Here is a 26163-nt window from a genome sequence, read left to right on the forward strand (position 1 = left end):
TCAAAGGTTCCTAATTCATCTACATGTCTACTATTCATACACCGTCATATATATTTCTGTTCCACACAAATATAGCGGCCCAATAGAATCAAAGAACAGCTAAGCCTTGCGACCCAAAGTAAGGAAAATTGGATGAAGCAACAACCTGCAGCCTTACTAGACTACCATCACTTTGAATATTAAATGCTGACACTGTCCCCTGATTTCCGTTAAGGGTGTAAAAATGTCGTCCATCTTTACTCACTCCAACATCCATCGGAAGACCTGGTGCTGTCCCCGGCGGTGTACTAGTAATATGCCTTACTACTGACAGTACTCCATTGGGGGCAATCTGGTAGGTGGATATGGTGCCACTTAAAGTGTTCGTAGTATAGGCAAAACGTTCATCCTTCGTTGTTATAACCCAACAAGCAGTTTTATATCCGTTTTGTACAGAGCCGCTGATTACTTGAAGAGTACCGTCATTGCTCAAGGAATAAGATGACAACGCATTTGAAACTGCTTCTGTAACTAAGAGAATTCCGGACGATAGAAAGTAAGCACCCAATGGGCCTTTACCGTAAGAATCATTAACAATTGGTCCTGTAACCGTACCATCTTTATTTACATGGAAGACACTGAGATGGTTTGATGTAAGCTCGGAGACAACGATTTTACTACCATCCGGGGTGAAGAGAACTTGCGCGGGCTGAGCATTAAAGGTACTGAGAGCATGAGTGGATTCTGGAATATGTGTAAGGTTTCCTTTATCATCTATGTGAAATAGTAATATTTGATGCAAAATTGTTTGCAGCATTACCTACATTGGACACGTAGAGAAGATTATCATACACACCAATGCTATTGGGCTGAGCACCTCCTGATGGCTTTACATCCACGAAAACTGGCACCCCGTTATCTGCTATGATAAAACTACTGATACTATGACTGCCTGCGTTAACTGCAAATAGAAAACGACCATCACGGGACAAAATGAGAGAACCTTGTGATGCTAGTGGATCTATACCATCGTTTGCCGTTTCTGTAGAAACTTCCTTTATACCAGTACCTCTTCCGTAAGTTCGGTAAGAACCCATAAAAGTGAGCATTCCATTCGTATCCATATGAAAAGCAACAATGTGATTCATTACTTCATTATTAGTCATCATGTATACCATACTCGCACGAGCACGAAAATAATTGTTCATTCTCTGCATTTTATGACTCTCCTCCCTTCATAATTTTATATGGTTCTTTTCCATTTAAATTCCCATGCAAATGGAAATTGATTTAGAAATATCTCTTTTTCATCTCGTAGTTTCTTTAAGTGAAAACCTTATTCACTTCCATATTATATTTTCAACTCCACACTCTTTTGGTAATATTTACATAAGAGAGGTGAAATAAATGATTTTAAATAAAAAGTTAATGATTCCATCTACATTTCTACTATTCACTTGTCACATAGTCATCTTTTACTTTTGGATTTTCGATTGGAAGAAGATAACAACTCCTTACGGTCTAGCTATATGGATTGTTTCTACTGTTTGCGGCTTTTTACTTTATTACCACTTTAAACATCAAAACTCTAATAAAATAGTATTAATTAGTAGTTCATTATTATTAATCGTTTCTTCATCATTTATGATTTTTTTAGGTATTATCACTGGTATTATCTTTGTAACTGTTAGTTCTATGCCCTAAATATATAGTTTTTTATTGTGTAAAAAAGAGTGAACAAAATAGAATTACATAAAAATTAAAGATGATGATTCCGGTAATCAATCATCTTCTTTTAAAATCCAATCTTTATTATAATATTTCGCTTTTCAACTCCTTAATTTTCCATAAGAGTCTCATAAAGAAATAAGCATACATACAACCTACAAGCCCTGTCATAACTTTCGCCCAAATTGGCACTCTTGATTCTGTTGAATTTAAAAATACGCTATACATTGAGGGTAATATAGTTATTGAAATCAATGCGAAAAATTGTAATAACTCCTTCATTTTTTGCACCTTCGTGTCCTTCTCTGAATATATGTCAGGTAACTCAATTCCCTCCTCTACTTCCTTACAAAAATAATTCCATCTTGTAAAACTTGTGACACGTTTCCAACCAGACATTTCATATATTTCAAAGTACTCTTGTTGTTTTTCTTTTGAATCCCTGTAAACCAATCTAAAATCCGCTTTATATATTACATCTTTTGGTTCTGTTTTCTTAAACGTATACATCAAATTATACCTTTGTAACGCCCAGCCTTTTTGATGCATTTTCCGTAAAAAAGCTTCTTCTTTTTCTAGACTCCATGCCATGAAAAATTTGAATACCTTTTTTGTCTTCATCTTTCATTCACTCCCCTAATATACTATTTCCATTTCTTACAGATCGCTGTAATCTATTGTACTCCAGTCCCAGTACTTCCCTCCCAAACGGCGTTAACTCATAACACTTCTTCCTATCGGTAGAGGCAACTTCAACAATTAATTTCTCTTTTAGTAACTTCGTCGTATTCCCATATAAAGTACCAGGACCGAGCTTTACTTCCCCATTTGTCATCTCTTCTACCATTTGCATAATTCCATATCCGTGCATAGGCTTCACTAATGACAACAGTATGTAATATGTCGCCTCTGTTAATGGAATATATTTTTGCGCTTTCCCATTCATTATAACTACCTCCGATACATCGCCTTATGATATATCGACTTACGATACATCGTATATCGATATTGCATAATCATATTCCAAAATATGCAAGGGTAATTTAATAATTAAATATCTGTTTCTTCAAATTTAAAAATTATATCAATTTTCTGAATAATTTGTTAAAATATAGAAATACTAGCTCTTTTATTATGAAAGGAATGTTACATATGATTAATAAATTAAAAGAAAATATAGGATCTGTTTTTGTCGGTAAAGAAAATGTTATAGATCTATTACTCGTTTCATTGCTTGCTGACGGGCATGTGCTTCTGGAAGATGTGCCTGGCACCGGAAAAACATTACTTGCAAAAACAATTTCTAAAAGCATTGGTGGTAATTTTTCTCGCGTTCAATTTACCCCTGATGTACTTCCGAGTGATGTAACAGGTATTGAATATTTCAATCCAAAAACTAGTGAATTCGAATTAAGACTTGGACCAGTTATGACAAATATACTACTTGCAGATGAAATTAATCGCGCGATGCCGAGAACACAATCTAGTTTGTTAGAAGCTATGGAAGAACGGCAAGTAACGCTTGAAAAGCAGTCTACTCCTCTTCCAAAACCGTTTTTTGTTATTGCGACGCAAAACCCAATTGAATCACAAGGAACTTTCCCTCTTCCAGATGCACAGCTTGATCGCTTTTTAATGACGATTTCAATTGGTTATCCGTCTCCTGAAGATGAATTAAAAATGATGCGACGTTTTCGCAACAATACACCGTTAGAAAGCGTCCAATCTGTTATTTCTTTAGAAGACATTTTAGTGGCACAGAAACAAGTGAAAGAAATATTCGTATCAGAGGCGCTAGAACACTACATTATTAAACTTGCTCACGCTACAAGAAATCACGATTACATCGCTAACGGTGTAAGTCCACGTGCCACATTGGCTTTAGTACGTGCAGTTCAAGCATTAGCCTTTTTACGCGGCAGAGAATATTGCACACCTGAAGATATACAATTTTTAGTTCCTTCCATTTGGAATCATCGTATCGTCTTGTCAATGGAAGGTGCGTTACGTACGACAAAAAATGAAATTATGCAAAGGATTTTAAAAGAAGTTGACGTACCTGTGGAGATTGAACACGCATGAATGGACAGCGCGTTGTAACTGTACCTTTATTTTTCCAACTTCATATTATTCAATTAACTGTTCCAGTCGCGTTGCTTTTCACATTCTTTTTCCCGCAACGAATGCTTATGTTTCTCTTTTTCTTTTATTATTTATTTGCTATTTTCATTTATAAATACGTCACTTTCATAGAGAAAAAGTTTCAAGTAATAAACGAGAAACAAACAACGCGGCTATTTCCTGATGAATCTGGACAGTTTTTTATTCATTTAAAAAATGGGGCAAGCATACCACTCGTAAACGGTGTTTGTTATTTTCATTTAAATTCATCTCTTATACCGCATAAGGATCAAGGGATTGAACAAATATCGAAAACGTTATTTTCTTTCCCATTTTCACAACCTGCTCATTCGGCACAAAAATGGGATTTAACATTAACCGCTACGAAGCGTGGTGTGTTTCAAATTGAACAGTTCGAATGTGTTTTGAAAGATCCTTTTCATTTATTATCTGTACATTTACCTGTTTTCGATAAGTTAAAAACTGAAATTATTGTATACCCTACTCCTAAAGAAGTAGCCGGTTTACAAGAACTTCAGCAACTATTAACCGGTTCGTATCGAACTAATTTTTCTTTTTACAATGATGAAACATCTATTATCGGTGTTAAACGATACGAACGTGAGTCTTTCCGCTCTATTCATTGGAAAGCATCTGCTAAAATGCAGGCGTTACAAACGAAGCAATATGAACCTGTAAAAAATTATAGTTGGACGATTTGTCTTTCTTTAGCTGCTGATCGTGGATTTGGTTGGAAAGAGAATGTAGAAGACCTTATTTCATTTACAACATACATTTGTCAATTCGCAGCGAAACATCAAATTCCATTCGAATTATTTATTAGCATTTTAGCAGAAGGTGGTCCCCTTCACTTACCTTTAAACGATGGACAAACGCATTACGCAAAGACATTAGAGGAATTAGCACGTATTTCAGATGATAGTACGTTACTTCCGAAACAAGGATTCCTTCATTATGTCACGAGAAAAAGAGAGCGATCCTCTACAATGATATACATTGGTATGCAGAAGAATGATCTCCCTCTTCTATCTCAGCCTACGTTTCTCATTAATAATGAAGGGATGGTGGAAAAGCTTGAAAACTTGGCTCTATCACGTTAATGACTTTATTCTACTCCTCCTTCTTTCATTATTAACAGAAAGAGATGAACTCATTGGTATTGCAATATTTTTAACAACAGGCTATGTAGGGGTATTTCTTATTCATAAATTAATGCAGAAAAAAACGACAGGATTTGTAATACTATTAGTTCTTCAAATAGTTGCTTTCTCTATATTTTTACCTTTTTCTCTTTTTGGCACAATCATGTTACCACTATTTTTCTTTATCGTGCACGCGGTCGGACCTGGATATCTAGTTCAAAAATCTCTAGGTGGCATTGTATGGTTTGTCGTTTCAGCTATATTTTATGCACCCTTTCCACCTCTATGGAAACTATTAATGTTAGCCTTGCATCTTATGATTACATTTTGGCTAACCGGGGCAAATCGAAAACAACAACTATTACGTTTTGCTTCTATCATTACGATTGGTGTAATGAGTCTATTAATTGTTCAAGTTTTTCCTTTTATTCGACTTATGTTTGGTTTTTTGACGGAATTTATCGCATTAGGAGTCGGCTATGCTTTAATGCCATTAATTAAAGCAGCTGAATTAAAAGACACTGAAGATGTTTGGGCAAATAAAGGACATCTCTTAAAACCACGAATTGAAGATGGGAAAAAACTTCCTGACTTTGACCCAATACTTATTAATAGCATTACAGTATTAGTCTGTACAGCCATCGCTATTTATGTCGTTTGGAAAATAGTAAAAAAACGAAAACATTTAAGTTTACCAAATATGCCTGTCTTTGAATCTACAATCATTACTGATAAAGAAGGAATTAGTCAAAAACGAATGAAGCGAAATAAACCACCACATAACGAAATTCGAAGAGAAATTTTCAAACTTGAGAGTAAGTTAGCCCCTCCTTTAAACCGTGAACGAGGAGAAACAGTTGAAGCTTGGCTAGAGAGAATTAATGATGAAGAAGGTTTAAACATTCAGAGGCATATAATTATAGATGCGTATAATGCAGTACGTTATTCAAATCGTGAAGATACTATACTTCTGCAAGAATTTAAGGAAGAAATTAATAAGCTTTATGCGTATCAGAAAGGTTTGAAAAAGAAGAAAAAATGAATCCATTTAAGATATGGCACACACAAAAGACTCCTATTAAACTAGGAGTCTTTTTGTGTAAAAGTCCACGTTGCTTTTCACAATTTATGCTTTTTTTCCTGCTTCAATTGCTAAAGATTCTTCATGCCACCAAAGTGTTTCTTCAGGGTCTTCTTTAGCGATTAAATGTGCTTCTTTCTTCGATTCTACGGTAGGATAAGATCCTTTTAGTGCACGTCCTGATGTTGTAACAAACAGTACACTAAATACAACTAATCCAATTACACTTACACCAGTTAAATAAAATGCTGGTGCGAGCGGGTTACCAGTAGCGTGAACTAAGTATGAACATACGAGCGGTGTTGTTCCACCGAATATCGATACAGAAATATTAAAGGAGATCGAAAGTGCTCGATAACGTACATCGGTGAAAAAGAGTGATGGTAATAATGAAGGTAATGTTCCTTCATACACACTTAGGAAGAAACCTAATACGAAAATACCTGCAAATATAGCTGCAATATGTCCGTTACCTATTAGTAAAAATGCCGGAATTGCAAATACAGTTAAACCAAGTAAACCAATTTGCACGACGCGTTTATTACCAATTTTATCACTTAATTTACCGAAATAAAGTGCTAGCGGAATCATAAGTGCCATCGTAATTGAAATAATTAATAAGCCAGTTGTTTCTTTGACTTTAAGCACTTGAGTTAGATAAGAAGGAATATACGAAAGAATCATATAATTCGTAATATTAAAGAAGGCGACAATTACTGTGCTTAATAAGAAGTCTTTTTTGTGATATTTCATAATATCCATAAATGAAAATTGTTCATTGTCTTCAGATTCCTCTTGTGCTTTTTCCATCTCTTCAAAGATGGGAGATTCATCTAAATGACGGCGTAAATATAAACCGACCAAACCAATTGGTGCAGCAATTAAGAAAGGAATACGCCATCCCCAGCTGAGCATTTGCTCATCTGTTAACAATAACGTCAAAATGGTAACAATTACCGAAGCAGCAATGTAACCTGAGAGTGTTCCAATTTCAAGACCACTACCGAGTATACCACGCTTTTTATCTGGAGAAGATTCTGCGATATAAACCATTGCTCCTGAATATTCGCCGCCTGTAGAGAAGCCTTGAATCATTCGGGCAACTAAAAGTAGTATTGGTGCCCATACACCAATTTGTTCATAGGTTGGTAGTAATGCGATGAATAATGTAGAAAGTGCCATTAAAATAATAGTAGTACTTAACACGATTTTTCGGCCGTACTTATCTCCTATTCTACCAAAGAATACACCTCCGATTGGTCGAACGAGAAAGGCTGCTGCAAATGTACCGAATGTAAGTACAAGTTGCAATCCACTATTATCAACACCTGAGAAGAATAATTGACTTAAAATTACCGCTAAATACGCGTATAATCCGAAGTCAAACCACTCCATTGCATTCCCAATACCAGTAGCAACTACTGCTTTCCTGGCTTGTTTAGGATTGACAATATTAACGTCTTGAGGTTCAAAATTTAAATCATTATTTTGTTGCATATAATAAAACAGCTCCTTATTTAATTTAACTTCTTTAAGCACACCTTCTCTTATTGAATAAAATTAATTCGAAGCACTTAAGGAAAATCAACGTCTCCTTATCTGTTATTATTGTTTCACATAATTAATTATTTGTCCAATGAGATGCTCCCTAGGTTAAGTAATTTATTAAAATAAAAAGCTGAAGAAGGCGCTATATGAGTACCTTTTTCAGCTTTTTATTTTAATTTATAAATTTATTTTTTTCACCCTTATTTTCTTCCTATTTAAATAGAAAACAAGGTACTTTTTCATTAAAGTTTTTAAACACTTGTAGCTGCTAAACTATGCATACAAGAGATAAACTCCTTAACAAAGGTATCAATTTCTTCTTTTGTAATTATATACGGGGGGAGTAAACGGATGATATTCCCTTGTGTAACATCAACTAATATCCCTTTCTCCATTAGCTCTACTTGTAATTTCTTTACGTTTTCATTTGTATCATTCAAACTAATTCCAAACATCATGCCAGCATGACGTACTTCCCCAATAATATAAGAATTTTCTTTCTGAATTTCTTGCAATTTATCATTTAAATATAGTGACATTTCATACGCTTCTTGCATTAAACCATCGTCAATCAATGTATTTAATACCGTTAACCCTAAAGCCGTCCCCATTGATGAATGAGCAAATGTTGTGCCGTGATCTCCTGGTGCAAATACATCACATAACTTTTCACCTACAATAATTCCACCTAGCGGTATCCCGCCTCCTGCTCCTTTACCAATTTGAATAATGTCCGGTGTAATATTGAAATTTTGATAAGCAAATAGTTTTCCCGTTCTACCCATACCACTTTGAACTTCATCAACGATAAACAGTACATTATATTTCTCACATAAATATTGAACACCGTGTAAATATTCACGCGATAAGGGATATATACCTCCGCTTCCTAATACAGGCTCTAACATAATCGCAATTGGGTTTTCTTTAACAATTGTTTCTTCTAGCTGCACTATATTTTCACGATCCACTTCATATACAGGAATAGATGTTTTAGGGAAATTTTGATATACATTTTCTTGTCTCGTAAAATGAAGTGCCCCTAATGTACGCCCATGGAAACTATTTTTTAGTACAACAACTCCATCACGTTCTTCATTCGTAATATTTCTATATTTATCAATTAATTTTAACGTTGTTTCTGTCGCTTCTGTACCAGAGTTTGTAAAAAAGACTTTACCATTTTTTAAAGAGTAATCAACTAATTTCTTTGCATACTCAATTGCAACTGGATTTAAAAAATGAAATGGAAGATGCAATGACTTCGTAACTTGCTCCATTGTCGTTTGCACAATTTTAGGATGATTGTATCCTAATACATTTACTCCTACACCAGAAAATAAATCTAAATACTCTTTTCCATCCACATCATAAAGTTTACAACCTTCTCCTCTTTCTATTGCAACCTTCGTACGACAATACGTAGGCATCATATATTCTTTATCTAATTGAGACCAATCCGACATAATAAATTCCTCCTGACTATTTTCCCGTTTTTCATGTTCATTATCTATAAATTCATTTACAAATTAATTTTTAAGATTGAAATTTTAATAGTGGTTTTCTTCCACCTCTTAAATAAAACGTGTTATTTTTCTTCCCGATATTCATTTTTCCATAATTTCTTCTATTTCAACAGGTCCACTGCATACGCGTTTTTTTCATCTAGCGGTCTGTTCCTATTTTGAACTTTGCATGTCATACATAATCAAGGCTAAAAAATCATATTTAGTAACAATGGACAAAAAAATTTGGAGGCTATATTGATGGATGAAAACTATGATAAACAGAGGCAATCTTTATTAGGGAAAGACTTTAATGAACATGGAGAACGTAATGAAAAATCTATAATTCACTCTCAAACAGTTGGTTCACGTGGACCCGTTCTAGAGCAAGATAGTGTGCTTCACGAGGCGTTACAAGAATTTATTCATGAAAAAATTTTAGAAAGACCTGTTCATGTAAAAGGTTACGGTGCATTCGGCTATTTCCAAACGATATATCCGATGTCAGAACATACTAAACTAAGTTTTTTACAAAATTCTAATGCGAAAGTTCCTGTTATGGTACGATTTTCATTTGCAGTTAGTACGAAAGGAACACCTGATACTTCTAGAAATGTACGCGGTTTTGCTACAAAATTTTATACAAATGATGGCGTTTTTGACCTTTTATGTAATCACATTCCTGTCTTTTCTGTTCGTGATCCGATGCGTTTCCCTGAAACTATTAAAGCACTCTTACCTTCACCTAAAAATAATTTAATAGACCCCAATAGTTTTTGGAACTTTGTCGCTAGAGCACCCGAATCCATTCATTTTGTTGTCCGTTTATTCTCCGATACTGGTACGGTAAAAAGTCTTCGCCACATCCCAGGACATAGTGTAAATACATACGTTTGGAGAAATGCGGAAGGTAATCGAAAGTATGTAAAGTATCATTGGTATCCATTTGAAGGTGTACAATACATTACTAGTAAAGAAGCAAATATACTAGCTGCCGAAAATCCTGATTATAGCGGGAAAGATTTATATGATGCAATTGCAAATGGTAAACCAGTGGAATATGGTTTATATGTCCAGCTCATGGATCCAAAAGATGAGGCACATCTTTCTTATGATCCTTTAGATGATACAAAAGTATGGGACGAAAAGGCGTACCCGCTTATACCAGTCGGTAAAATGGTATTAAATAAAAATCCTGAAAATTATATGGAACAAGTAGAAAAAGTGTCCTTCTCTCCTTCTAATTTACTGGATGGAGCAGAATTATCTGATGATAAAATGCTACAGGGCCGTGCTAATATTTATAGCGATTCTCAAAGACGAAGAATTGGACCAGAATTTCGTAAATTAGCGATTAACCAGCAGCAAGATTGGACACCTGCTAATCAAGCAACAAGCGGTGACGGAAGAAACGTCGAAGGGAAACTTGAAAGAGCTTCTATAGCTAAGCAAGATGACTTTGGGCAGGCTGGTGAATTTTATGAAAAGTTATCACTCATTGAAAAAGAACATCTTGCTGAAAATTTAGCTAATGATTTGAAAGTCATTTCCAATGATATTAGGAAGATAGTTTTGGGGTATTTCGATCAAGTATCAACTGATTTGAAAACAAGAATTGAGACGAAAATGAAAGAGCATTAAGAAGATTAAAACATGCTTTACGAATGAGAATTCAAATCTACATTAATTATTTTCTTGTCAAAATCCAATTAGTTTATTTAATTTAAAAATATAAAGCCAATACACCCCTGTTCTATAATTAGAACAGGGGTGTATTGAAGTTGTTTAATGTTTAACATTACATACTTTACTTAACTAAAAAATGCAATAAGTAGCCTTTCAAAACAAACTATAGTAAATTATTTTACTTGCACTGTATAATTCCCTGTTCCACCACCATATTTATATACACTTAAGTAATATTTCCCTGGCTTCGCATTATAATTGCCAAGCAATTTGTTTCCATCACGTTTTGTTGCATAAGTTACATAATTATTTAAGTCTGATTCAGAATATAGTACCCAGTTCAATCCAATGTTTTGTTCGTTCGTAATAGTAATTTGTAAATCTTTTGGGTCCTTTACATCAATAACAAATCGGTCAACCTGATCTTGATCGCTTAAGTTCCCTCTTAATAAAATGTTCAAAGATAGTGGATTCGCTGTATCAAATGAATTATTCGGTTCTTTTTCTACAGCCGTACCTTCTTCCGTATTCACTCCGCTAAACACAACATCATATTCAAATTGTCCAGCATTATTAACACGGTAATTTACAAAATAAGCAGTCAATGTTTTATATCCAGTCCACCCTTTTCCTGAAAGACGTTTCAACATATCATTTGTTGCTTGATTCATTACTTTCCAATCCTCAATCTCTCCTTTTGCCGCACTTCCTGTATATGTCCCCTGTAGTGTAAATGTATTAAAGAATTGTGATTTATTCTTTGTTACTTTCACATCTTTTAACTTTGCTTCATTAGTGATATCTGAAGTAACGTCCAAAAGCGATTTTGAATCATGCTGCGCTAAGTACTCATCTGATACTTGTGGAATTGTATACTTATCGCGATTATCAATAAGCGTTTGCATATAAGATTGATAGTCTTCATTTAATTTATTATCTTTGCTTAATGTAGAACGATATGCGTCGTAACTTGAAACATCGTTTGCACGAATTAAATCATGCACTTTATCGAACATTTCAGGACGGTTATTATACATATATGATTGCAATGCAAACGAATAGTTATAAAAATCCCACTTTCCATATTTCGCATTTAATGTTTGTGATGCTGTATAACGTTTTGCAGGATCATTAGATAACCCACCAATTATACTTTTTCGCGGTACTACACTATCTAATCGCGTTGCACCTGCAAAGAACTCTGCATTCCCTTCTTCAAACCATGTTAAACGTTCATCTTGATACATTTCCCCTTGGCCCCATAATCCCTGAACTTCGTACCTTCCCTGTAAGTAGTGCGTAAATTCATGGCGGAACAATTCTTCCAAACTATAAATACTTTGCTCTGGTGTACGTTCATATGTAAAGAACGTTCCTGTCCCTTCAATGTAAATTCCACCATTATTCGTTTCATATCCGTACAGTTGACGATTAAATTGATACTCATCTGGACTATTATAAATAACCATCGTTAGCACATCATCAGCATGTCCACTTTCAAGTGGTTTATCGCTACCAACTGTACGATAAAATTGAGAGCGTACTTCTTTTGCCGCCCAGTATAGACGTTTAATTTTCTCTTCGCTAACTTTATCCCCAGCCTTAAAGACAATCGCTCCATCATCAAATGTATACGTTTTCGGTAAATATTTCTTTTTTCCATCTTCTCGGATTTGATCTAAACTTATTGTTTTTCCGTTCGCATCTACTCCTCCGTAATTTGTAGTAATTTGTTCTGCTGCAACAAAATATTGCTCCCCTAAATGTGGATAAATCCTCATCGCTTCTGTAACAACTTGCTGGCCTTTTGTTGGTGTACTATAAAGCTTGCCTAATCGACCAGCATAGTAAATTCCATTATTAATTAACCATCCGTTTTTATTTGTTACAGTACCAATTAGTGCAAAACGATTTACTTCATTAATAAAGTTATCAATATTTCGATACCACATCGTATCTTTTGGCTCTTTTTCAGTCGTGTACATATCCGTCTGAATATCAAAGTCAATTCCCTTCATCAACTCATAAATAGCGTCTCCTTTCGTTCGGTCTTCAATGAAAGTTGCAAGATTATCGTTATATTGTTTGAAAATTTCACCTGCATATAAAACCGTTTCAACATCAGCCGATGCATTTCCAATTAATTTTCCATATGATGAAATAACTTTATTTTGTTCTGATGTACCAAGTTTGAAACTCGGATTTTTTGCAATTGTTTTTAAAGCCGGTAAGCATTTATCATGGTAGCTACGCTCATTTAGTTTGCTTAATTCATCATGGTAAAAACCTAAATAAAATGCTGCACGTAGAGCTTCTACTAATGTTTCAATCCCTTTTGAATCATCTTTCGTATAAGCTTGTCCTTGTTCTGCTAGTTTATTAATAATCGCTTGCATTCGGCTATCATCTTGATAGAATTTGAGACTATCACTATTAAACTGGAATAATTCTGGGATTTGATACCATTTAATCGTCACTAGAAGATCAGTTAATTGTTTGTTACTTAATTGATTTAGTTCGGCCATCGAATACTTTTTTTCTTCAGCCAACGTTTTAACATTATCGGTTGGTGCTAGTGGACGCTGCGATAAATCCGCTAACTTTAACCGTTTTGTAAAAGATGCATTTTCTTGTACTGCTGAAGAGTGCGCCAACTCATCAACGGATTTCTGTATTCCTACCGGCTCCATTTGTAATACGCTCTTCACGTTCTTCACATTTTTCTCTTTTGTCTCTGCTTGAATTTGCAAACCATTACATGATATTGTCACTAGTCCAACACCAAGAATCAACTTAGAAATTTTCGAATATTTAACCATGCCATTGCCCCCTAATGATTTTAAAGAAAATTCTGAATTTTTATATTAGAACATACTTATTTGTATGTATTTACAGTTCCGCTATAAATACAAGTATGATCAATGATGCAATAGTAGCTTATTTTATACTATTACGAATACAGATTCCTTACATACAATTCCCCTTCCTTAAATTTAATACAAGCAAAAACTGTGCCAATGATGTTTTTTGTGAATAGTAAACATTTCTTTATAGTACTGTAGAATAAAATATACATAAGTGGTTCAGCAATGTATAAATCTTTTGACACATACTCCTCTCTCTTTTTACGATAAAAAGATCCTTTGAAAATTATAAGCACATTTACTAGCAAGTAATTTGCAATATACACCCTCCAAAATGTTAATAACCTCAATAAAAAAGAAGGTAAGTATACATAAGGTTAATATGTATACTTACCTTCTTCTATAGCAACCTTTCAGCTGATAAAAACAACATTAATTAGTATTTCATTTCATATTATGATACTCATTTCTCTTTTTCAGATAATCCTTTTCACATTGTAACGGTTTGTATTCCACTATTTTGCCTTGCTTCTTTTTTGTTTCGGTAACAATCCATTCCCCTTTTTCAAGGTTTAGATTTAGGCGTTTCATTACATTAGTATCGTCTATTTCTTTATAAAGTAAAAATGCTTCTTGCGCCCTCACAAATAAGCTAGGCTGCCCTCTAAATCCACCACTATCATAAATTTTAGTTAGTGAATTATAATATGAATCAATTTCCTTTCCGCCATATATCAAATGCGCAGCCTCTAGGTCTCTTTTACTAACTTCCCAAAAACTGTTTTCATCAATATTTAAATTAAATGTGGATTTAATGTCCTGTATTATATTTTTCGCATACTTTTCATCACGCAATTTACTTTCTTCCATACAATCCGAAGATAACCTTGGCGCATCTGTTTGAGAATGTACCACATGCTGGATAGATACACATAAAATAAATACACTTAATACATACAATAGTTTTTTCATATTTAACTATCACCTCAAATCATTTAGATACTATATTATTTGAGGCTTAGAATATTCTTATGCTAGGAATGAGAAAGATCCTATAAAAAATTTTTTATAGGATCTTTCCTTTTAATATTGCTTGATCAAATTCACTGGCGTAGCAAGTACTTTACTACTTTTCACATCATATAACCCTATAGGGGTTATTCGTATAAAAGGCAAGTGCGTCGCAGAAAAGAATAAAATAGTAAATGCCGGATCGTTATAAGCATAGCCTCGCTCTTGCAGTAATTTCACCATCTTTTTCTCTTCCTTTATTAAATCACTCATATTTACATTAGACATAATCCCTAGCAACGGTAAAACAATTTCGTGTAACACTTCATTCTTTTCAGCTATTACGATCCCCCCGCCTAGCTCTTTTACTCTATGAAAAGCTGTAAGCATATCTTCTTTTCTCTTTCCAATGAGAATGATGTCACCTGTACCAGAATAAGAACTAGCAAGACCTCCTAATTCATTTACAAAACCTTTCACAACTGTATTTACTCGCCAAGTACCGTCACGAGCAATCATCATAAGGAAACATTCATCATGATCAATAGAAAGTTCATCACAATCTAAATTTATTTCGCTATTGTATGGTTTTGTTATTACGTTATTCAATAAGCGTATACCCGTTTTAGTAGAAAAAATCATATCCTCTTTTTCTATAGACCAGTCTAATGATAATGGAGTTACTTTAAATTCACTCCAGTCTATATGTAATGAATTATTTTTTTTTACTCCGTCACGCTTCACCCATTTTCCCTTTGCCATTACACTAATTGGTGCCGGATTTTCTTTACTTTCCAAAATATTAATATTGGCGATTCTCCCTGTCGCAATGGAACCATGTAAATGCTCCATATTATAATAACGAGCAATGTTATAGCTTGCCATGTGGTAAGAATCTATTACCGGAATCCCTTGCTCAATCGCTATTTCTATCAGTCTATTCGTCATTCCATTTTCATAAAATGACGGATGTGAACCGTCTGTTGTGAAAATGAATCTATCAAATTGTTTCACACCTAATTCTAATAGTTCTTTCAGTAAAACTTCTAAATCCGGCCGAATAGAAGAGTTTCTTAGAGAAACAGTATAACCTTGCATGAGCCGAGTTAACGCCTCTTGCCCTGTCATCGCTTCATGATCGCAATCCGTACCTAATAACTTTAACTTTGCTAAAGTCGTTTCAGACGCTCCTGGAAAATGACCTTCTACTTTCTTCCGTAATCGTTTTGTTTCCTGTACCCAATTTAACATTTCCTCATCGCCATGTAATAGTTTTGGCCATGCTGTTAACTCACCGCCTTGAAGAACTGCTTCCTGCTGTAGCCACTCTATTATTTCTTCACTATTAAATAAAGATTCCCCGTTTTGCAATTCAGTCTGTCCATCAAAACGGCACCACCAATACATACTTGCTGGAATCTTTTTAAATTCATCTAATAAACGGAATGATTCTTCACGCTGTAATGTGAAAAATAGAGTTAAATTATCATTAATAAAAGTTGTTGTCCCAAATTGCATCGCATGATTCGCTAACGTCTCTGGATTGTATAATTGATATGGATGTGCATGCGGTTCTATGTAACTAGGAACTACATACTTTCCATCACAATCAATAACTTCACAATGAGTAAATTGCTCTGGCAGTTTTTCTCCTACATATACAATGCGGTCATCATATACCCAAATATTTGCCACTGTCCAATCACGCAAATATGAATTTAAATACGTTGCGTTCTTTAATATAATGTGCGGACTTCTCTTGCCATCTAATACTTCAACATGTTCTCGTAATTGTTTATTACTCCAATTAAAATGATTTTGTCCCAATGTACTCAACTCCAAATCTATTAACTTTTATATTGGTTAAAACAAGAAATAGTTAATCAACTAAAGTATTTTCCATCCATAACTCCCCTGTATACATCCCTATAACCTTTATTATATGTAACAGTTGTAAAAATAACAATTTTCAGAACTAAGAACATACCTCTTTGCTCCAATACAAAAAGGATGTCATGTAACGACATCCTTTTTGTTTTTTACTAAGCTAATAGATATACGATTATTTTAGCTTGGTGTTGATGTGGTAGCCCCCTTTTGAATCGGTAAGTTTTTTGAAGCTAAGCTTACAATAAAAGTTATTACGATATTTATTAATAATGCTATCGCTCCTGTACTAATGTCGTTAATAGTATGTGGGACTGTTGGGAAAAAGGTAGCGATTTTTATATTGAAAATCGTAGCATACAATTCAATGAGCACTCCTGTAATAATTCCAGTCATTGCACCGTATTTATTAATGTAATTTTTTTTGGAAAAACTAAGGAATAATGCAGGTGCTAATTGTGCGATAAGACTGTATGACATGATATTTAACAGCGCCAGTGCTGTCCCGCCAAATACTGTGAAGAGTAAAGCAGTCAAAGAAAGGATAATGATGAACAGTTTTGAGGCTACTAATTGTTGTTTTTCGGTAGCTTTTGGAAAAATCACATTGTAAATTCCTTTTGTTAAACCAACAGATGCAGACATTAACATAACGGATGCTGGTACTAACGCCGTTAGTAAACCAGCTGCTCCAACTATTCCAATGACCCAAGGATCAAATGTTTGAATAGATAACCTTAAAAGAGAAAGGTCTCCATCAGCTCCTTGTAAACCAGGAATTTTTACAATAGCTGAAAAACCAATAAAGAAAACAAACAATAATAATATAGTGTATAAAGGTAGGGTGATCGCATTTTTACGAAGTGCTTTTTCACCATTTGCTGAGAAAACCACAGTGAAAGAAGTCGGTAATAAATAAAAAGATATTGCATTTAAAAGGATAGTAGAGATAAACCATGGTACACTTAGTCCCTGATCAGCTAACGTTAACACTTCAGGTTTAACAGCCTCAACAGACTTAAACATTTGCTCAATTCCACCAAAATAGTGGATAGGGATGTATAGGCCTAAAAAAACAACTACTCCCAAAATCATAATATCTTTAATCACAGCTGTCCAAGCTGAGCCATGAATACCAGAAATTATTACATAGGTTGTAATAACTATTGCGCCTATAATACTTGCAACTATTGGTGAAATAGCTCCAAAAGAAGCCTCTGAAACAATGATTCCTAACCCTTTCATTTGTATACAAATATATGGTATAAGGGCTAAACCTCCCACAATAGCTACTATAACCCCCATTGCACGACTATCGTATTTAGATGCAAAGTAGTCAGGTTGTGAAATAATACCATGTTCTTTACCGTATCTCCAAATTTTAGGTGCAATCCAATAAGATATTACATATGCTAGAAATATGTACGTGGGCACATAATATGCAGCAGCACCTTTGGAATACGCCCAACCACTTCCACCTAGAAAAGTAAAAGTCGTATAAACCTCTCCAGCTATTAATAGGAATATGAACAAGGTTCCAAAACCTCTGCCACCAACTGAAAATTGCTGCAAGTTCATCTTTTTTCCTCTTCTTGCTGCTATCCCTAAATAAAGAGATAGGATTAAGAAAATAAAAATAATAAATAATGATATATTCATTCTGTCTCACTCCCTTTATTATCAGGGTCAAGCTTATAAATAATGGTTAAAATAATTGAGGAAAGTATCATCCAAAATACAATCCAAAATAAAAGAAAAGGCATTCCTAATACGTAAGGCTCAATTCTATTTGCAAATGGTAAAAATCCAACACACCCTATAAAAGGAATTAAGAGTAAGAGTTTAATATATTTCAAAATATGCTCAACCTCCCATTTCATCGTTTGAATTTTTATGGATTAAGGACCGCTATCATAAAAGGATTTGTTAACACGTAAATATTTTCTAATTTTCTGACATTCCAAAAAAAGGATCTGGCTACTTTTATTCATAGCCCGATACTCTCTCCAATCTAATAAGAGGGGGGATTTCATTTTTTCAAGTAATATAATTGCCCCCCTTTTTTGCCTAAATCTAATTTTTCATCATTAAATCATTCTCTTTTTGATAGACAATTTCTCCATCAATAATCGTTGTTTCCACTTTCAAATCCTTAATACGGTCTGGTTCAGCTTTTAAAATACTTTCACTTAAAATAACTAAATCGGCTAATTTTCCTACCTCTAGGCTGCCTTTTATATCCTCTTCAAAACTTGCATAAGCGCCATTCCATGTGTAAAGTTTAATCGCTTCTAGTACACTAACAGATTGATTCGTACCAATTTCGGCTCCAAATTGACTTTTTCTATTAACTGCAGTATGAATTCCTAATAAAGGATTATAATCCGTAACCGGTGCATCTGAACTACCTGCTGCAATAATACCTTTATCTATATAGTCACGAGCAGCGTACATATAATTCACACGTTCACCATAATTGTGAGCATATATCTCGCCATATTCATATGGAAATGGTGGATTTGGAATAGGGATGACTTCCAGTTGTTTCATTCTTTCTTGTAAATCTGGTGTTGAAACTCCTGCATGCTCGATTCGATGACGATGATTTTTCCTTGGTGCTTCTTTTAACGCTCTTTCTACGCAATTTAAATACATTTCAATAGCTTTATCACCTTGAGCATGTACTGTAATTTGATAGCCTTTTTTATGTGCTTCACCTAGAACTTTATATATTTCTTCTTCACTATAATAAAGAATCCCGAAATTGTTAGCATCGCTGGAGTATGGTTCTCGAGTTGCAATTGTTGGACCAGAGCTACTTCCATCTAAAAATATTTTAGCCGGACCAACCCTAAATTTCTCATCCCCTGTACCGGTTACTATCCCTGCATTCATCATTTTATTTACAAATTTATCAGATTCATTTATGGTACCAATTATTGCGTATACGCGAACACCGATGTCTTTCGTTTTTATAGCTGTTTGTAACAAACGATAGCAATTCGAATCAAAAGTAGCCGCTTCATGAATACTCGTAATGCCCCCTGAAATGAAATGATCCGACGCAATTTTAACAGCTTTCATAAGTTCATCATCTGTATAGCTTGCTACATCATTCATCTTCATATTTGCAGCCTCAAATAATTTCCCTGTAATTTCTCCCTTCTCATTCTTTTCAATTACTCCACCTTGAGGATTCGGTGTATTTTCGTCAATTCCAGCCTTCTTTAGTGCTGCTGTGTTTACGATACAGATGTGTCCGCACGTACGAGAAATGATGATTGGATGCTTCGTTGAAATGGCATCTAACTCTGCAATCGTTGGATACCTTTTCTCCTTTATGGTAGTTTCATTAAATCCCCAAGCTCTTATCCACTCATCTTCTGGAGTTTCCAACGCTTTTTTCTTAAGCTCATTCAGCACATCTGCAACAGAGTCGATGTGACTTTCTTTACAACTGATATTCAACTGAAAAACCCCATATAAAACCAAGTGTGTGTGTGCATCAATAAATCCAGGAAGAAGAGATTTACCTGCTAAGTCAATGACTTCAGTCTTCTCCCCAATGAATTTATTCATTTCTAAATTTGACCCGACCCCAATTATTCGATTATCCTTTATTGCTACAGATTCCACTATTGAGTTTTGTCTGTCTGATGTAATAACCTCACCATTGATAAATACTAGATTTGCATTCATACATACACCATCCTTTTTATATAAGTACAATTTAGTAATTGTTATCTATCATCCTATTCATTATCACAAGCGCAATTAAAACACTTTCATTAAACGACATCCCTAGGATAAGGCGTTTTTCTTTGTTAGTAAAAGTGGTGCCCCTAATATTCCAATAAAAGAAAAAACCCATTGCATACCTCCCTTTATAAAGTGAAACTTTAATCATTCCATACTGTACACTTTTATATTGCAAAAATCATGCCATTAATTTGGAATGAAAACACGAAAAATAGATGGAAAATTATAAAAATTTCAATTAAATCTAGCTATTGTGAGATATAATGAATTAAATTCGTTTCAACTGATTCATAAATGGTTCGTTCTTTTCACTAATCTCTATCAATTTTGAACCACTTTTGGTTCGAAATTGATGCATGAATAGGGGGATTCACGTCATGTCCGACATTCCTGTCCAAATTGAAAACAAATATCTTTTAAAAATTCTCGATAGTCTTGAAAGTGGGATGAATATTGTTGACAAAAATGGAACGATTATGTGGATAAATCAAGCAGGTTGTAAGCTTTTTAACAAAAGCAAGGAAGATTTAATTGGCAGGAATATTTTCGTTCTGAAAAAAGAAGGTGCATTCACTCCATCCGTAATCGAAATGGCTTTACAAAATGGAAGTTCTGTAACCACTGTGCAAGAAATCACCGGTGGTAATAAGATGACAGTAACAGGGGACATTATTTTGGATGAGCAGGAAAACCCCCTTTATTTTGTAGCACATGGTCATGATATAAACAATTGGATGGATAATGTTTCTAAGCTAGAATGGGAAGAATTAGCCCCCGTATTGCAGCGGTATTTGCTAGAAATAAAAAAAATGAATACCCGGTATATTCTAATGCAAGAGGAACAGTCCTTTATTGGACATAGTAAAATACATAATTTGCTTGCTGAAATCCTGGAAAGAGTTGCAAGTGTGGATTCAACTGTGCTTATTAACGGAGAAACAGGCGTTGGAAAAAACGTAGTTGCGAAACGTATTCATGAATTGAGCGAACGGAACAGCCAACCCTTTGTCCACTTAAATTGTGCAGCAATTCCCGATACACTTCTCGAATCTGAATTGTTCGGCTACCATAAGGGAGCCTTTACAGGTGCGAATTCAAAAGGGAAAACAGGGCTCGTCAAAACAGCCGAAAAAGGAACGCTTTTTTTGGATGAAATTAGTGAACTTCCGTTACATTTGCAGCCCAAGCTCCTTCAATTACTGCAGGACAAGACCTATATGCCTATTGGCGGTTCACAGTTAGTAAAGGCTGATATTCGCATTATTGCAGCAACAAACCGCAAAATCGAGGAAATGGTAAAAGAGGGAAAATTCCGGGCCGACCTATATTATCGCCTTCATGTTTTACCAGTAAATATTCCACCGCTACGCGAGCGGCATGAAGATATTTTTCCACTACTCCATTTCTATTTGCAAAAGTATAACCAAATATTCAACCAGACACGTACCTTCTCGCAGCAAACGATAGATGTTTTTCAACGTTACCAGTGGCCAGGAAATATACGCGAGTTGGAAAACACTGTTGAGCAACTCGTTATTATGGCTAAAAAAGAAGAAATCACGATTCATGATTTACCAGATCGCTTTCACTCAGTAAGTATGGAAAAAGAAGCTTTACAATCTCTGAAAAAAGGCAACAACTTAAGCGAGATTATCGAAAGTATGGAAAAAACAATTATTGAACAGGCAATTAAGGAAAATAAGACTACACGTAAAACTGCAAAAATTCTTGGAATTACTCAAACTTCACTGATCCGTCGGTTAAAGAAATACAATATCCGTAATGAAAAAGAATAGCTTTTTTGTTGTAGGGGGATTAATTTTTTCTTAATTTGATGGCTATAAGGCTGTACCCCATGCCCGCCAAATTAAGATTTTGAAGTCCGTCCAAAATTTCATCTTCCCTTTTCCTATTCAAATAACTATTTTGTTAAAGTTTAATTGGTCCGATATGATAGATTACTTCTAAATATTCACCTAACATATTCACAGTTACTCTTTGTCATTTAAAAAGAGGACCTGCTATTCGTAGCAAATCCTCTTTTGTTAACCTGAAACTTAATAAAAAATACTTTCTTCAAATTATTTTTGAATGAATTCCAACAAAAAGAATATTTCCGTTTTACTTGCATTCGCTATCAATCATATACAGTTTCATACGAAATCGATTAAAAAGTTGTACCATCCTTTTTAACCTACATTGGATAATAAGACTGTAATGGATAATAGGACTGTGATTGATAATACGATTGTAATGGGTAATAAGGCTGTAATGAAAAATACGATTGTGAAGGATTATGGATTTCCTGCATTTGCTGTGCTTGAAATGCTTGTTGCTGCGCTTGTATAGCATGATGAACAGCTTGAATAGTACTTTGTGCAGGCCCCTGCCCCCCTAAAGGACGAATTTGCTTCTCATTGTAAAAACAATTACGAAACATTCTTTATTCACCTCACCCCTGCAGATATTTTTGTTTTCCACCTTTCATACTATGAATATTGAATTAAGGTGGATAATACATGAAACATTACACCTTGTAATTCCTAATTCTCTTTCGTTCAATTATTTTAACTTAATCCAATTTCCCATCCCCCTCTATCCACTTCATTGTTTTTTCTACATCTAATTCCGTATAAGTCTTTTCGCCATAGCGAACTGATTCATACAACGAAATAATGTCTCTCGTTCTACATATTCGTTTTAACCATTGTTGCATCGTTTCATAGGACCTTCTCTGTTCATGAAATGGTAAAGTCCTTTCCCATTCAACTAACGCTTTCCTTATCGTATCTGTAGGTAGCGTCTGCTTTAACTGATGCATCACTTTCTCGTTTTTTTCGGTTCTAACCGTATATTCTTTCGTTACCGATTGTTTCTCCTGTTCTATTTCTGATTTCATTAACTTTTTCCTAACTGATTTATAAAGAAAATATTTAATTACCGCTGCAATAACTACATAAAAAACTACAGTAATCCATGAATTTGAAAGAAAAGAAAATACGTCTCCCCATGAATTTTCCTTTTTAAAACCTTTAAATTTTTTACCCGTTGGCGTCCTATCCCTATTTTCTCCTACTTTTGTATTTTCCAAAGGTCTGCCAGTGCCATAATCTTCATTATTTTCATTGTTTATTGTTTCCTTATAAATTTTTTCAGATTTCTTCTCACTAAAAAAACGCTCTTTTACTATGTCTTGTACATGCACCACACCTTGTGATAACGATATTGCACTAATCGCAAAGAAAAGTATGATTAAAGCTCTTACAATCCAAAACTTCACTTTCATATGCCGTTTTTTATTCCACATGACATAAATCCCTTCTTATTCTTTAATTACAATCCATTTATTCGTTCTACTATATTTCTTTGGAGAAGTACCCAAAATTAAAGGAACTGCATCCAATTCCTTACGACGAAAGCCAGCTGTGTAAAAATAAGAAGATGATACAGGCGTATCTTGGTCCGATATTGAGGCAAGTACTTTTAATACATTTTGCAAATGTTTGCGATTATCCCCGTTTTTTATATGTAGCAAACTGTTATCTTTCACACTATTAATCCATAATTCAAATGAACAATCTTGCAAAAGCAGTTGCTTGCATATGCCTGCTGTTAATTCAATTAGTTCTTCTGTATCCTTTCGCAAAGAAACGCCACTTTTATTTTGCAAATTGAGATAAATCGCATATTTATCTGATTGTGTTCGCTCGTATTTTTTTGCTGTTATTGTCCCTGTTTTCGCTGTTGCACTCCAGTGGATGGAACGAAAATCTTCATTTTCATAAGACTTCACTCCCATTACTTTCGTTTCATCATATAGCGGTGAAGACATCGCTTTTCGAAATCCCCGTGACCATTCTTGTAATTCAGGAACTTGCATTTTCGGAACGGCTGGTAAAACTAAATAGGACGGCGTATCAACTTGTTTATATGTTATATGGTTCGTTATGAATCCAAAGGGATCAGTAATAACAATTTCAACTTCTTCCCATTTCGCGATTCCTCTTTTTAAAACTACAGCATGCAAATCAAATGAAACTGATTCTCCTCCTTTTATATTGAAATTCATATAATAATTTGAACCTGTACTATGATTTTTGTTTAGTTCTTCATGATCCCAAGTTAGCTTATTTTCACATTTAAATCGAAATACAACATTAAAAATAGGGGAAATCGATTTGTTTGAAATTTTTATTTTGCAAGTGTTCGTTTCACCAATAAAAACATTCGAATTCCCTTGATCGTATTCCCAGTAAATACGAGATACTTTCCGTATGTATACATGCGCAGCACCTATTAAAATTAAAGACAAAAATACGAGAGATAAAAACAGTAGATTACTTGAAAATATACATAAAATAACGGCTACAACTGACATAACTCCTATTATGAAAGGCTCCGCTAAAGGTGTATACACAAGTTGTTGCTTCATCGTACATTCTCCACTGGCACATCGATCGTATGAAGAATTTCTTTAATAATTTGTTCTTTCGTCGTTTTCATTTCCCCTTCAATCGTCAGTGTTAAACGATGAGCACAAACGGATGTTGCTAGTAGCTTTATATCATCTGGTGTACAATAATCTCTTTCATTTAATATTGCTCGTGCTTGAATTGCTCTCATAAATGCCAGTGTGCCTCTCGGGCTTACACCGATTTCAATTAACTCATGTTTACGAGTTGCTTCAACTATTTCAAGGAGATAATCTTGCACATCATCCCCTACTAACACTTCTCTTGCACGCTTTTGCATCATAATAATTTCTTCACTTGAAATAATAGAGTGTAATGTTTCTAATGGATCATTCATTTGAAACCGATTCATCATTTCCTTTTCAGCTTCTCTCGTAGGATAACCTTGGCGAATCGTAAGTAAAAATCGGTCTAATTGAGCATCAGGTAAAGGAAATGTACCAGCAGATTCAAGAGGATTTTGCGTTGCAATTACTAAAAAAGGTTCTGGTAATGAATGCGTTTGTTTCGCAATCGTAACAGTACGTTCTTCCATAACTTCGAGTAACGAAGATTGCGTTCTCGGTACAGCCCGATTAATTTCATCCACTAATACTATATTTGCAAAAATTGGTCCTAACCTCGTTTTAAAATCCGATTCCTTCACATCAAAATATTCAAGACCAATAACATCTCCAGGCAAAGTATCCGCTGTGAATTGTATTCTTTGAAATTTGGCGTCCACACTTTTTGCCAAACTTTTTGCTAATGTTGTTTTTCCCGTACCAGGTACATCTTCTAATAAAATATGTCCTCTTGCTATAAGAGCTATTGCAGCCAGCTCAATTGATTCATCTTTCCCTATAATAACCTTCGAAATATTGTTAGTGATTTTCTTTAATATGTTCATTTTTCACTACCACCTTCAAATATTTTTAAAATTGAGAATATTTATTTTCCAAATTATAACACATCGCGTTAGAAGTAAATATATTCCTATCAAAATAAAAAAGATGACTCCAGCAACACGCTAAAGTCATCTTTTTCTACCTTATTATTTTACTAACTCTCCACTATAAACTTTTACATCAAGCGGAGCAGTTAAAAATTGTGGTGCTTTGCTAACGAAAGATGTGAAGTGTTCACTCGTATTATGACTCGCAACTGCTGCTTCATCTTTCCATACTTCTACCATCGTATAAACACTTTCTTTTTCTGTATCTTTATTAAGATTATAAGATATATTTCCACTTTCTTCTCTTGAACCATGAAGAAGTGGCTGAATTTCTTCTAAAAATGATTGTTGTTTTGCTGGATCTACTTGAAATATTGCGTGAATAATAATCATGGTGTTTCCCCTCTCATATTCCACTTATTTCT

Annotated in this window: 21 protein-coding genes and 1 pseudogene; 6 read left to right on the forward strand and 16 right to left on the reverse strand. The window is 34.5% G+C overall.

All coding sequences use genetic code 11. The features are described 5' to 3' along the window. Positions 1 to 88: 88 nt before the first annotated feature. Positions 89 to 1196 (reverse strand): annotated as a pseudogene (locus BAQ49_RS17315) (lactonase family protein). A gap of 190 nt (positions 1197 to 1386) precedes the next feature. On the opposite strand from BAQ49_RS17315, the gene BAQ49_RS17320 reads away from it, so the two are divergent. Further along, on the forward strand, positions 1387 to 1683 hold the full coding sequence (locus tag BAQ49_RS17320; protein ID WP_071746376.1) for a hypothetical protein: 297 nt from the start codon (positions 1387 to 1389) through the stop codon (positions 1681 to 1683). A gap of 108 nt (positions 1684 to 1791) precedes the next feature. Here BAQ49_RS17320 and BAQ49_RS17325 read toward each other — a convergent pair whose 3' ends face one another. Then, positions 1792 to 2328, reverse strand: a complete 537-nt coding sequence (locus tag BAQ49_RS17325; protein WP_071746377.1) for a DUF2812 domain-containing protein — start codon at positions 2326 to 2328, stop codon at positions 1792 to 1794. Positions 2329 to 2335: 7 nt separating this feature from the next. Then, a complete protein-coding gene (locus BAQ49_RS17330; RefSeq protein ID WP_071746378.1) occupies positions 2336 to 2653 on the reverse strand; it encodes a PadR family transcriptional regulator in 318 nt (105 codons plus the stop codon). A 206-nt stretch (positions 2654 to 2859) separates the two neighbouring features. On the opposite strand from BAQ49_RS17330, the gene BAQ49_RS17335 reads away from it, so the two are divergent. The 3 genes from BAQ49_RS17335 to BAQ49_RS17345 are packed head-to-tail and all read left to right on the forward strand — an operon-like array spanning position 2860 to position 6033. Beyond that, on the forward strand, positions 2860 to 3789 hold the full coding sequence (locus BAQ49_RS17335) for an AAA family ATPase (RefSeq protein WP_071746379.1): 930 nt from the start codon (positions 2860 to 2862) through the stop codon (positions 3787 to 3789). Further along, a complete protein-coding gene (locus BAQ49_RS17340; RefSeq protein WP_071746380.1) occupies positions 3786 to 4949 on the forward strand; it encodes a DUF58 domain-containing protein in 1164 nt (387 codons plus the stop codon). The genes BAQ49_RS17335 and BAQ49_RS17340 overlap by 4 nt, the downstream gene beginning before the upstream one ends. Next, positions 4924 to 6033: a DUF4018 domain-containing protein gene (locus BAQ49_RS17345; RefSeq protein ID WP_071746381.1), complete on the forward strand. Its 1110-nt coding sequence runs from the start codon at positions 4924 to 4926 to the stop codon at positions 6031 to 6033. Before BAQ49_RS17340 ends, BAQ49_RS17345 begins: the two co-directional genes overlap by 26 nt. Before the next feature lie 84 nt (positions 6034 to 6117). On the opposite strand, the gene BAQ49_RS17350 is transcribed toward BAQ49_RS17345, so the two are convergent. Beyond that, a complete protein-coding gene (locus BAQ49_RS17350) occupies positions 6118 to 7569 on the reverse strand; it encodes an MFS transporter (RefSeq protein WP_071746382.1) in 1452 nt (483 codons plus the stop codon). Positions 7570 to 7871: 302 nt separating this feature from the next. Further along, positions 7872 to 9086, reverse strand: a complete 1215-nt coding sequence (locus BAQ49_RS17355; protein ID WP_071746383.1) for an aspartate aminotransferase family protein — start codon at positions 9084 to 9086, stop codon at positions 7872 to 7874. A gap of 300 nt (positions 9087 to 9386) precedes the next feature. Between BAQ49_RS17355 and BAQ49_RS17360 the strand changes: the two genes are divergently transcribed. Continuing rightward, positions 9387 to 10766: a catalase gene (locus BAQ49_RS17360; RefSeq protein ID WP_071746384.1), complete on the forward strand. Its 1380-nt coding sequence runs from the start codon at positions 9387 to 9389 to the stop codon at positions 10764 to 10766. Positions 10767 to 10984: 218 nt separating this feature from the next. Here the strand turns inward: BAQ49_RS17360 and colA are convergent, their stop codons facing one another. The 6 genes from colA to BAQ49_RS17390 all read right to left on the reverse strand — a co-directional run bounded on the left by colA (position 10985) and on the right by BAQ49_RS17390 (position 20272). Further along, positions 10985 to 13630 (reverse strand): collagenase ColA, encoded by a 2646-nt coding sequence (gene colA / locus BAQ49_RS17365; RefSeq protein WP_071746385.1) that lies wholly within the window; start codon positions 13628 to 13630, stop codon positions 10985 to 10987. Between the two features lie 489 nt (positions 13631 to 14119). Further along, positions 14120 to 14647: a hypothetical protein gene (locus tag BAQ49_RS17370; RefSeq protein ID WP_071746386.1), complete on the reverse strand. Its 528-nt coding sequence runs from the start codon at positions 14645 to 14647 to the stop codon at positions 14120 to 14122. A gap of 111 nt (positions 14648 to 14758) precedes the next feature. Next, positions 14759 to 16513, reverse strand: coding sequence for an adenine deaminase C-terminal domain-containing protein (locus BAQ49_RS17375; protein WP_071746387.1), 1755 nt, complete (start codon positions 16511 to 16513; stop codon positions 14759 to 14761). Between the two features lie 240 nt (positions 16514 to 16753). Beyond that, positions 16754 to 18232, reverse strand: a complete 1479-nt coding sequence (locus BAQ49_RS17380) for a sodium:solute symporter family protein (RefSeq protein ID WP_071746388.1) — start codon at positions 18230 to 18232, stop codon at positions 16754 to 16756. After that, positions 18229 to 18429, reverse strand: coding sequence for a DUF3311 domain-containing protein (locus BAQ49_RS17385; protein ID WP_071746389.1), 201 nt, complete (start codon positions 18427 to 18429; stop codon positions 18229 to 18231). The genes BAQ49_RS17380 and BAQ49_RS17385 overlap by 4 nt, the downstream gene beginning before the upstream one ends. A 217-nt stretch (positions 18430 to 18646) precedes the next feature. After that, positions 18647 to 20272: an amidohydrolase gene (locus BAQ49_RS17390; RefSeq protein ID WP_071746390.1), complete on the reverse strand. Its 1626-nt coding sequence runs from the start codon at positions 20270 to 20272 to the stop codon at positions 18647 to 18649. A 437-nt stretch (positions 20273 to 20709) separates the two neighbouring features. On the opposite strand from BAQ49_RS17390, the gene BAQ49_RS17395 reads away from it, so the two are divergent. Continuing rightward, positions 20710 to 22128 carry a sigma-54 interaction domain-containing protein gene (locus BAQ49_RS17395; protein WP_071746391.1) on the forward strand — a complete coding sequence of 473 codons (1419 nt, stop codon included), beginning with the start codon at positions 20710 to 20712 and terminating at the stop codon, positions 22126 to 22128. A 398-nt stretch (positions 22129 to 22526) separates the two neighbouring features. Here BAQ49_RS17395 and BAQ49_RS17400 read toward each other — a convergent pair whose 3' ends face one another. The 5 genes from BAQ49_RS17400 to BAQ49_RS17420 all read right to left on the reverse strand — a co-directional run bounded on the left by BAQ49_RS17400 (position 22527) and on the right by BAQ49_RS17420 (position 26131). After that, entirely contained in the window at positions 22527 to 22772 is a 246-nt protein-coding gene (locus tag BAQ49_RS17400) for a DUF3947 family protein (protein WP_071746392.1), read from the reverse strand. A 132-nt stretch (positions 22773 to 22904) separates the two neighbouring features. Beyond that, positions 22905 to 23639: a hypothetical protein gene (locus tag BAQ49_RS17405; protein ID WP_071746393.1), complete on the reverse strand. Its 735-nt coding sequence runs from the start codon at positions 23637 to 23639 to the stop codon at positions 22905 to 22907. Between the two features lie 15 nt (positions 23640 to 23654). After that, the gene (locus tag BAQ49_RS17410; RefSeq protein ID WP_071746394.1) at positions 23655 to 24764 is read right to left on the reverse strand and encodes a DUF58 domain-containing protein; all 1110 of its coding nucleotides are present in this window, start codon (positions 24762 to 24764) and stop codon (positions 23655 to 23657) included. Then, on the reverse strand, positions 24761 to 25693 hold the full coding sequence (locus tag BAQ49_RS17415; protein WP_071746395.1) for an AAA family ATPase: 933 nt from the start codon (positions 25691 to 25693) through the stop codon (positions 24761 to 24763). The genes BAQ49_RS17410 and BAQ49_RS17415 overlap by 4 nt, the downstream gene beginning before the upstream one ends. Before the next feature lie 144 nt (positions 25694 to 25837). Further along, positions 25838 to 26131: a putative quinol monooxygenase gene (locus tag BAQ49_RS17420; protein ID WP_071746396.1), complete on the reverse strand. Its 294-nt coding sequence runs from the start codon at positions 26129 to 26131 to the stop codon at positions 25838 to 25840. Positions 26132 to 26163: the final 32 nt, after the last annotated feature.

The sequence above is a fragment of the Bacillus proteolyticus genome, assembly GCF_001884065.1.
Classification (GTDB): domain Bacteria; phylum Bacillota; class Bacilli; order Bacillales; family Bacillaceae_G; genus Bacillus_A; species Bacillus_A proteolyticus.

Excerpts from the sequence above, each read along its gene's own strand:
- BAQ49_RS17420 (WP_071746396.1), bottom strand. The coding sequence starts at position 26,131 with ATGATTATTATTCACGCAATATTTCAAGTAGATCCAGCAAAACAACAA.
- BAQ49_RS17335 (WP_071746379.1), top strand. The coding sequence starts at position 2,860 with ATGATTAATAAATTAAAAGAAAATATAGGATCTGTTTTTGTCGGTAAA.
- BAQ49_RS17395 (WP_071746391.1), top strand. The coding sequence starts at position 20,710 with ATGTCCGACATTCCTGTCCAAATTGAAAACAAATATCTTTTAAAAATT.
- BAQ49_RS17330 (WP_071746378.1), bottom strand. The coding sequence starts at position 2,653 with ATGAATGGGAAAGCGCAAAAATATATTCCATTAACAGAGGCGACATAT.
- BAQ49_RS17380 (WP_071746388.1), bottom strand. The coding sequence starts at position 18,232 with ATGAATATATCATTATTTATTATTTTTATTTTCTTAATCCTATCTCTT.
- BAQ49_RS17370 (WP_071746386.1), bottom strand. The coding sequence starts at position 14,647 with ATGAAAAAACTATTGTATGTATTAAGTGTATTTATTTTATGTGTATCT.
- BAQ49_RS17320 (WP_071746376.1), top strand. The coding sequence starts at position 1,387 with ATGATTTTAAATAAAAAGTTAATGATTCCATCTACATTTCTACTATTC.
- BAQ49_RS17400 (WP_071746392.1), bottom strand. The coding sequence starts at position 22,772 with ATGTTTCGTAATTGTTTTTACAATGAGAAGCAAATTCGTCCTTTAGGG.
- BAQ49_RS17355 (WP_071746383.1), bottom strand. The coding sequence starts at position 9,086 with ATGTCGGATTGGTCTCAATTAGATAAAGAATATATGATGCCTACGTAT.
- BAQ49_RS17325 (WP_071746377.1), bottom strand. The coding sequence starts at position 2,328 with ATGAAGACAAAAAAGGTATTCAAATTTTTCATGGCATGGAGTCTAGAA.
- colA (WP_071746385.1), bottom strand. The coding sequence starts at position 13,630 with ATGGTTAAATATTCGAAAATTTCTAAGTTGATTCTTGGTGTTGGACTA.
- BAQ49_RS17405 (WP_071746393.1), bottom strand. The coding sequence starts at position 23,639 with ATGTGGAATAAAAAACGGCATATGAAAGTGAAGTTTTGGATTGTAAGA.
- BAQ49_RS17360 (WP_071746384.1), top strand. The coding sequence starts at position 9,387 with ATGGATGAAAACTATGATAAACAGAGGCAATCTTTATTAGGGAAAGAC.
- BAQ49_RS17340 (WP_071746380.1), top strand. The coding sequence starts at position 3,786 with ATGAATGGACAGCGCGTTGTAACTGTACCTTTATTTTTCCAACTTCAT.
- BAQ49_RS17410 (WP_071746394.1), bottom strand. The coding sequence starts at position 24,764 with ATGAAGCAACAACTTGTGTATACACCTTTAGCGGAGCCTTTCATAATA.
- BAQ49_RS17350 (WP_071746382.1), bottom strand. The coding sequence starts at position 7,569 with ATGCAACAAAATAATGATTTAAATTTTGAACCTCAAGACGTTAATATT.
- BAQ49_RS17390 (WP_071746390.1), bottom strand. The coding sequence starts at position 20,272 with ATGAATGCAAATCTAGTATTTATCAATGGTGAGGTTATTACATCAGAC.
- BAQ49_RS17415 (WP_071746395.1), bottom strand. The coding sequence starts at position 25,693 with ATGAACATATTAAAGAAAATCACTAACAATATTTCGAAGGTTATTATA.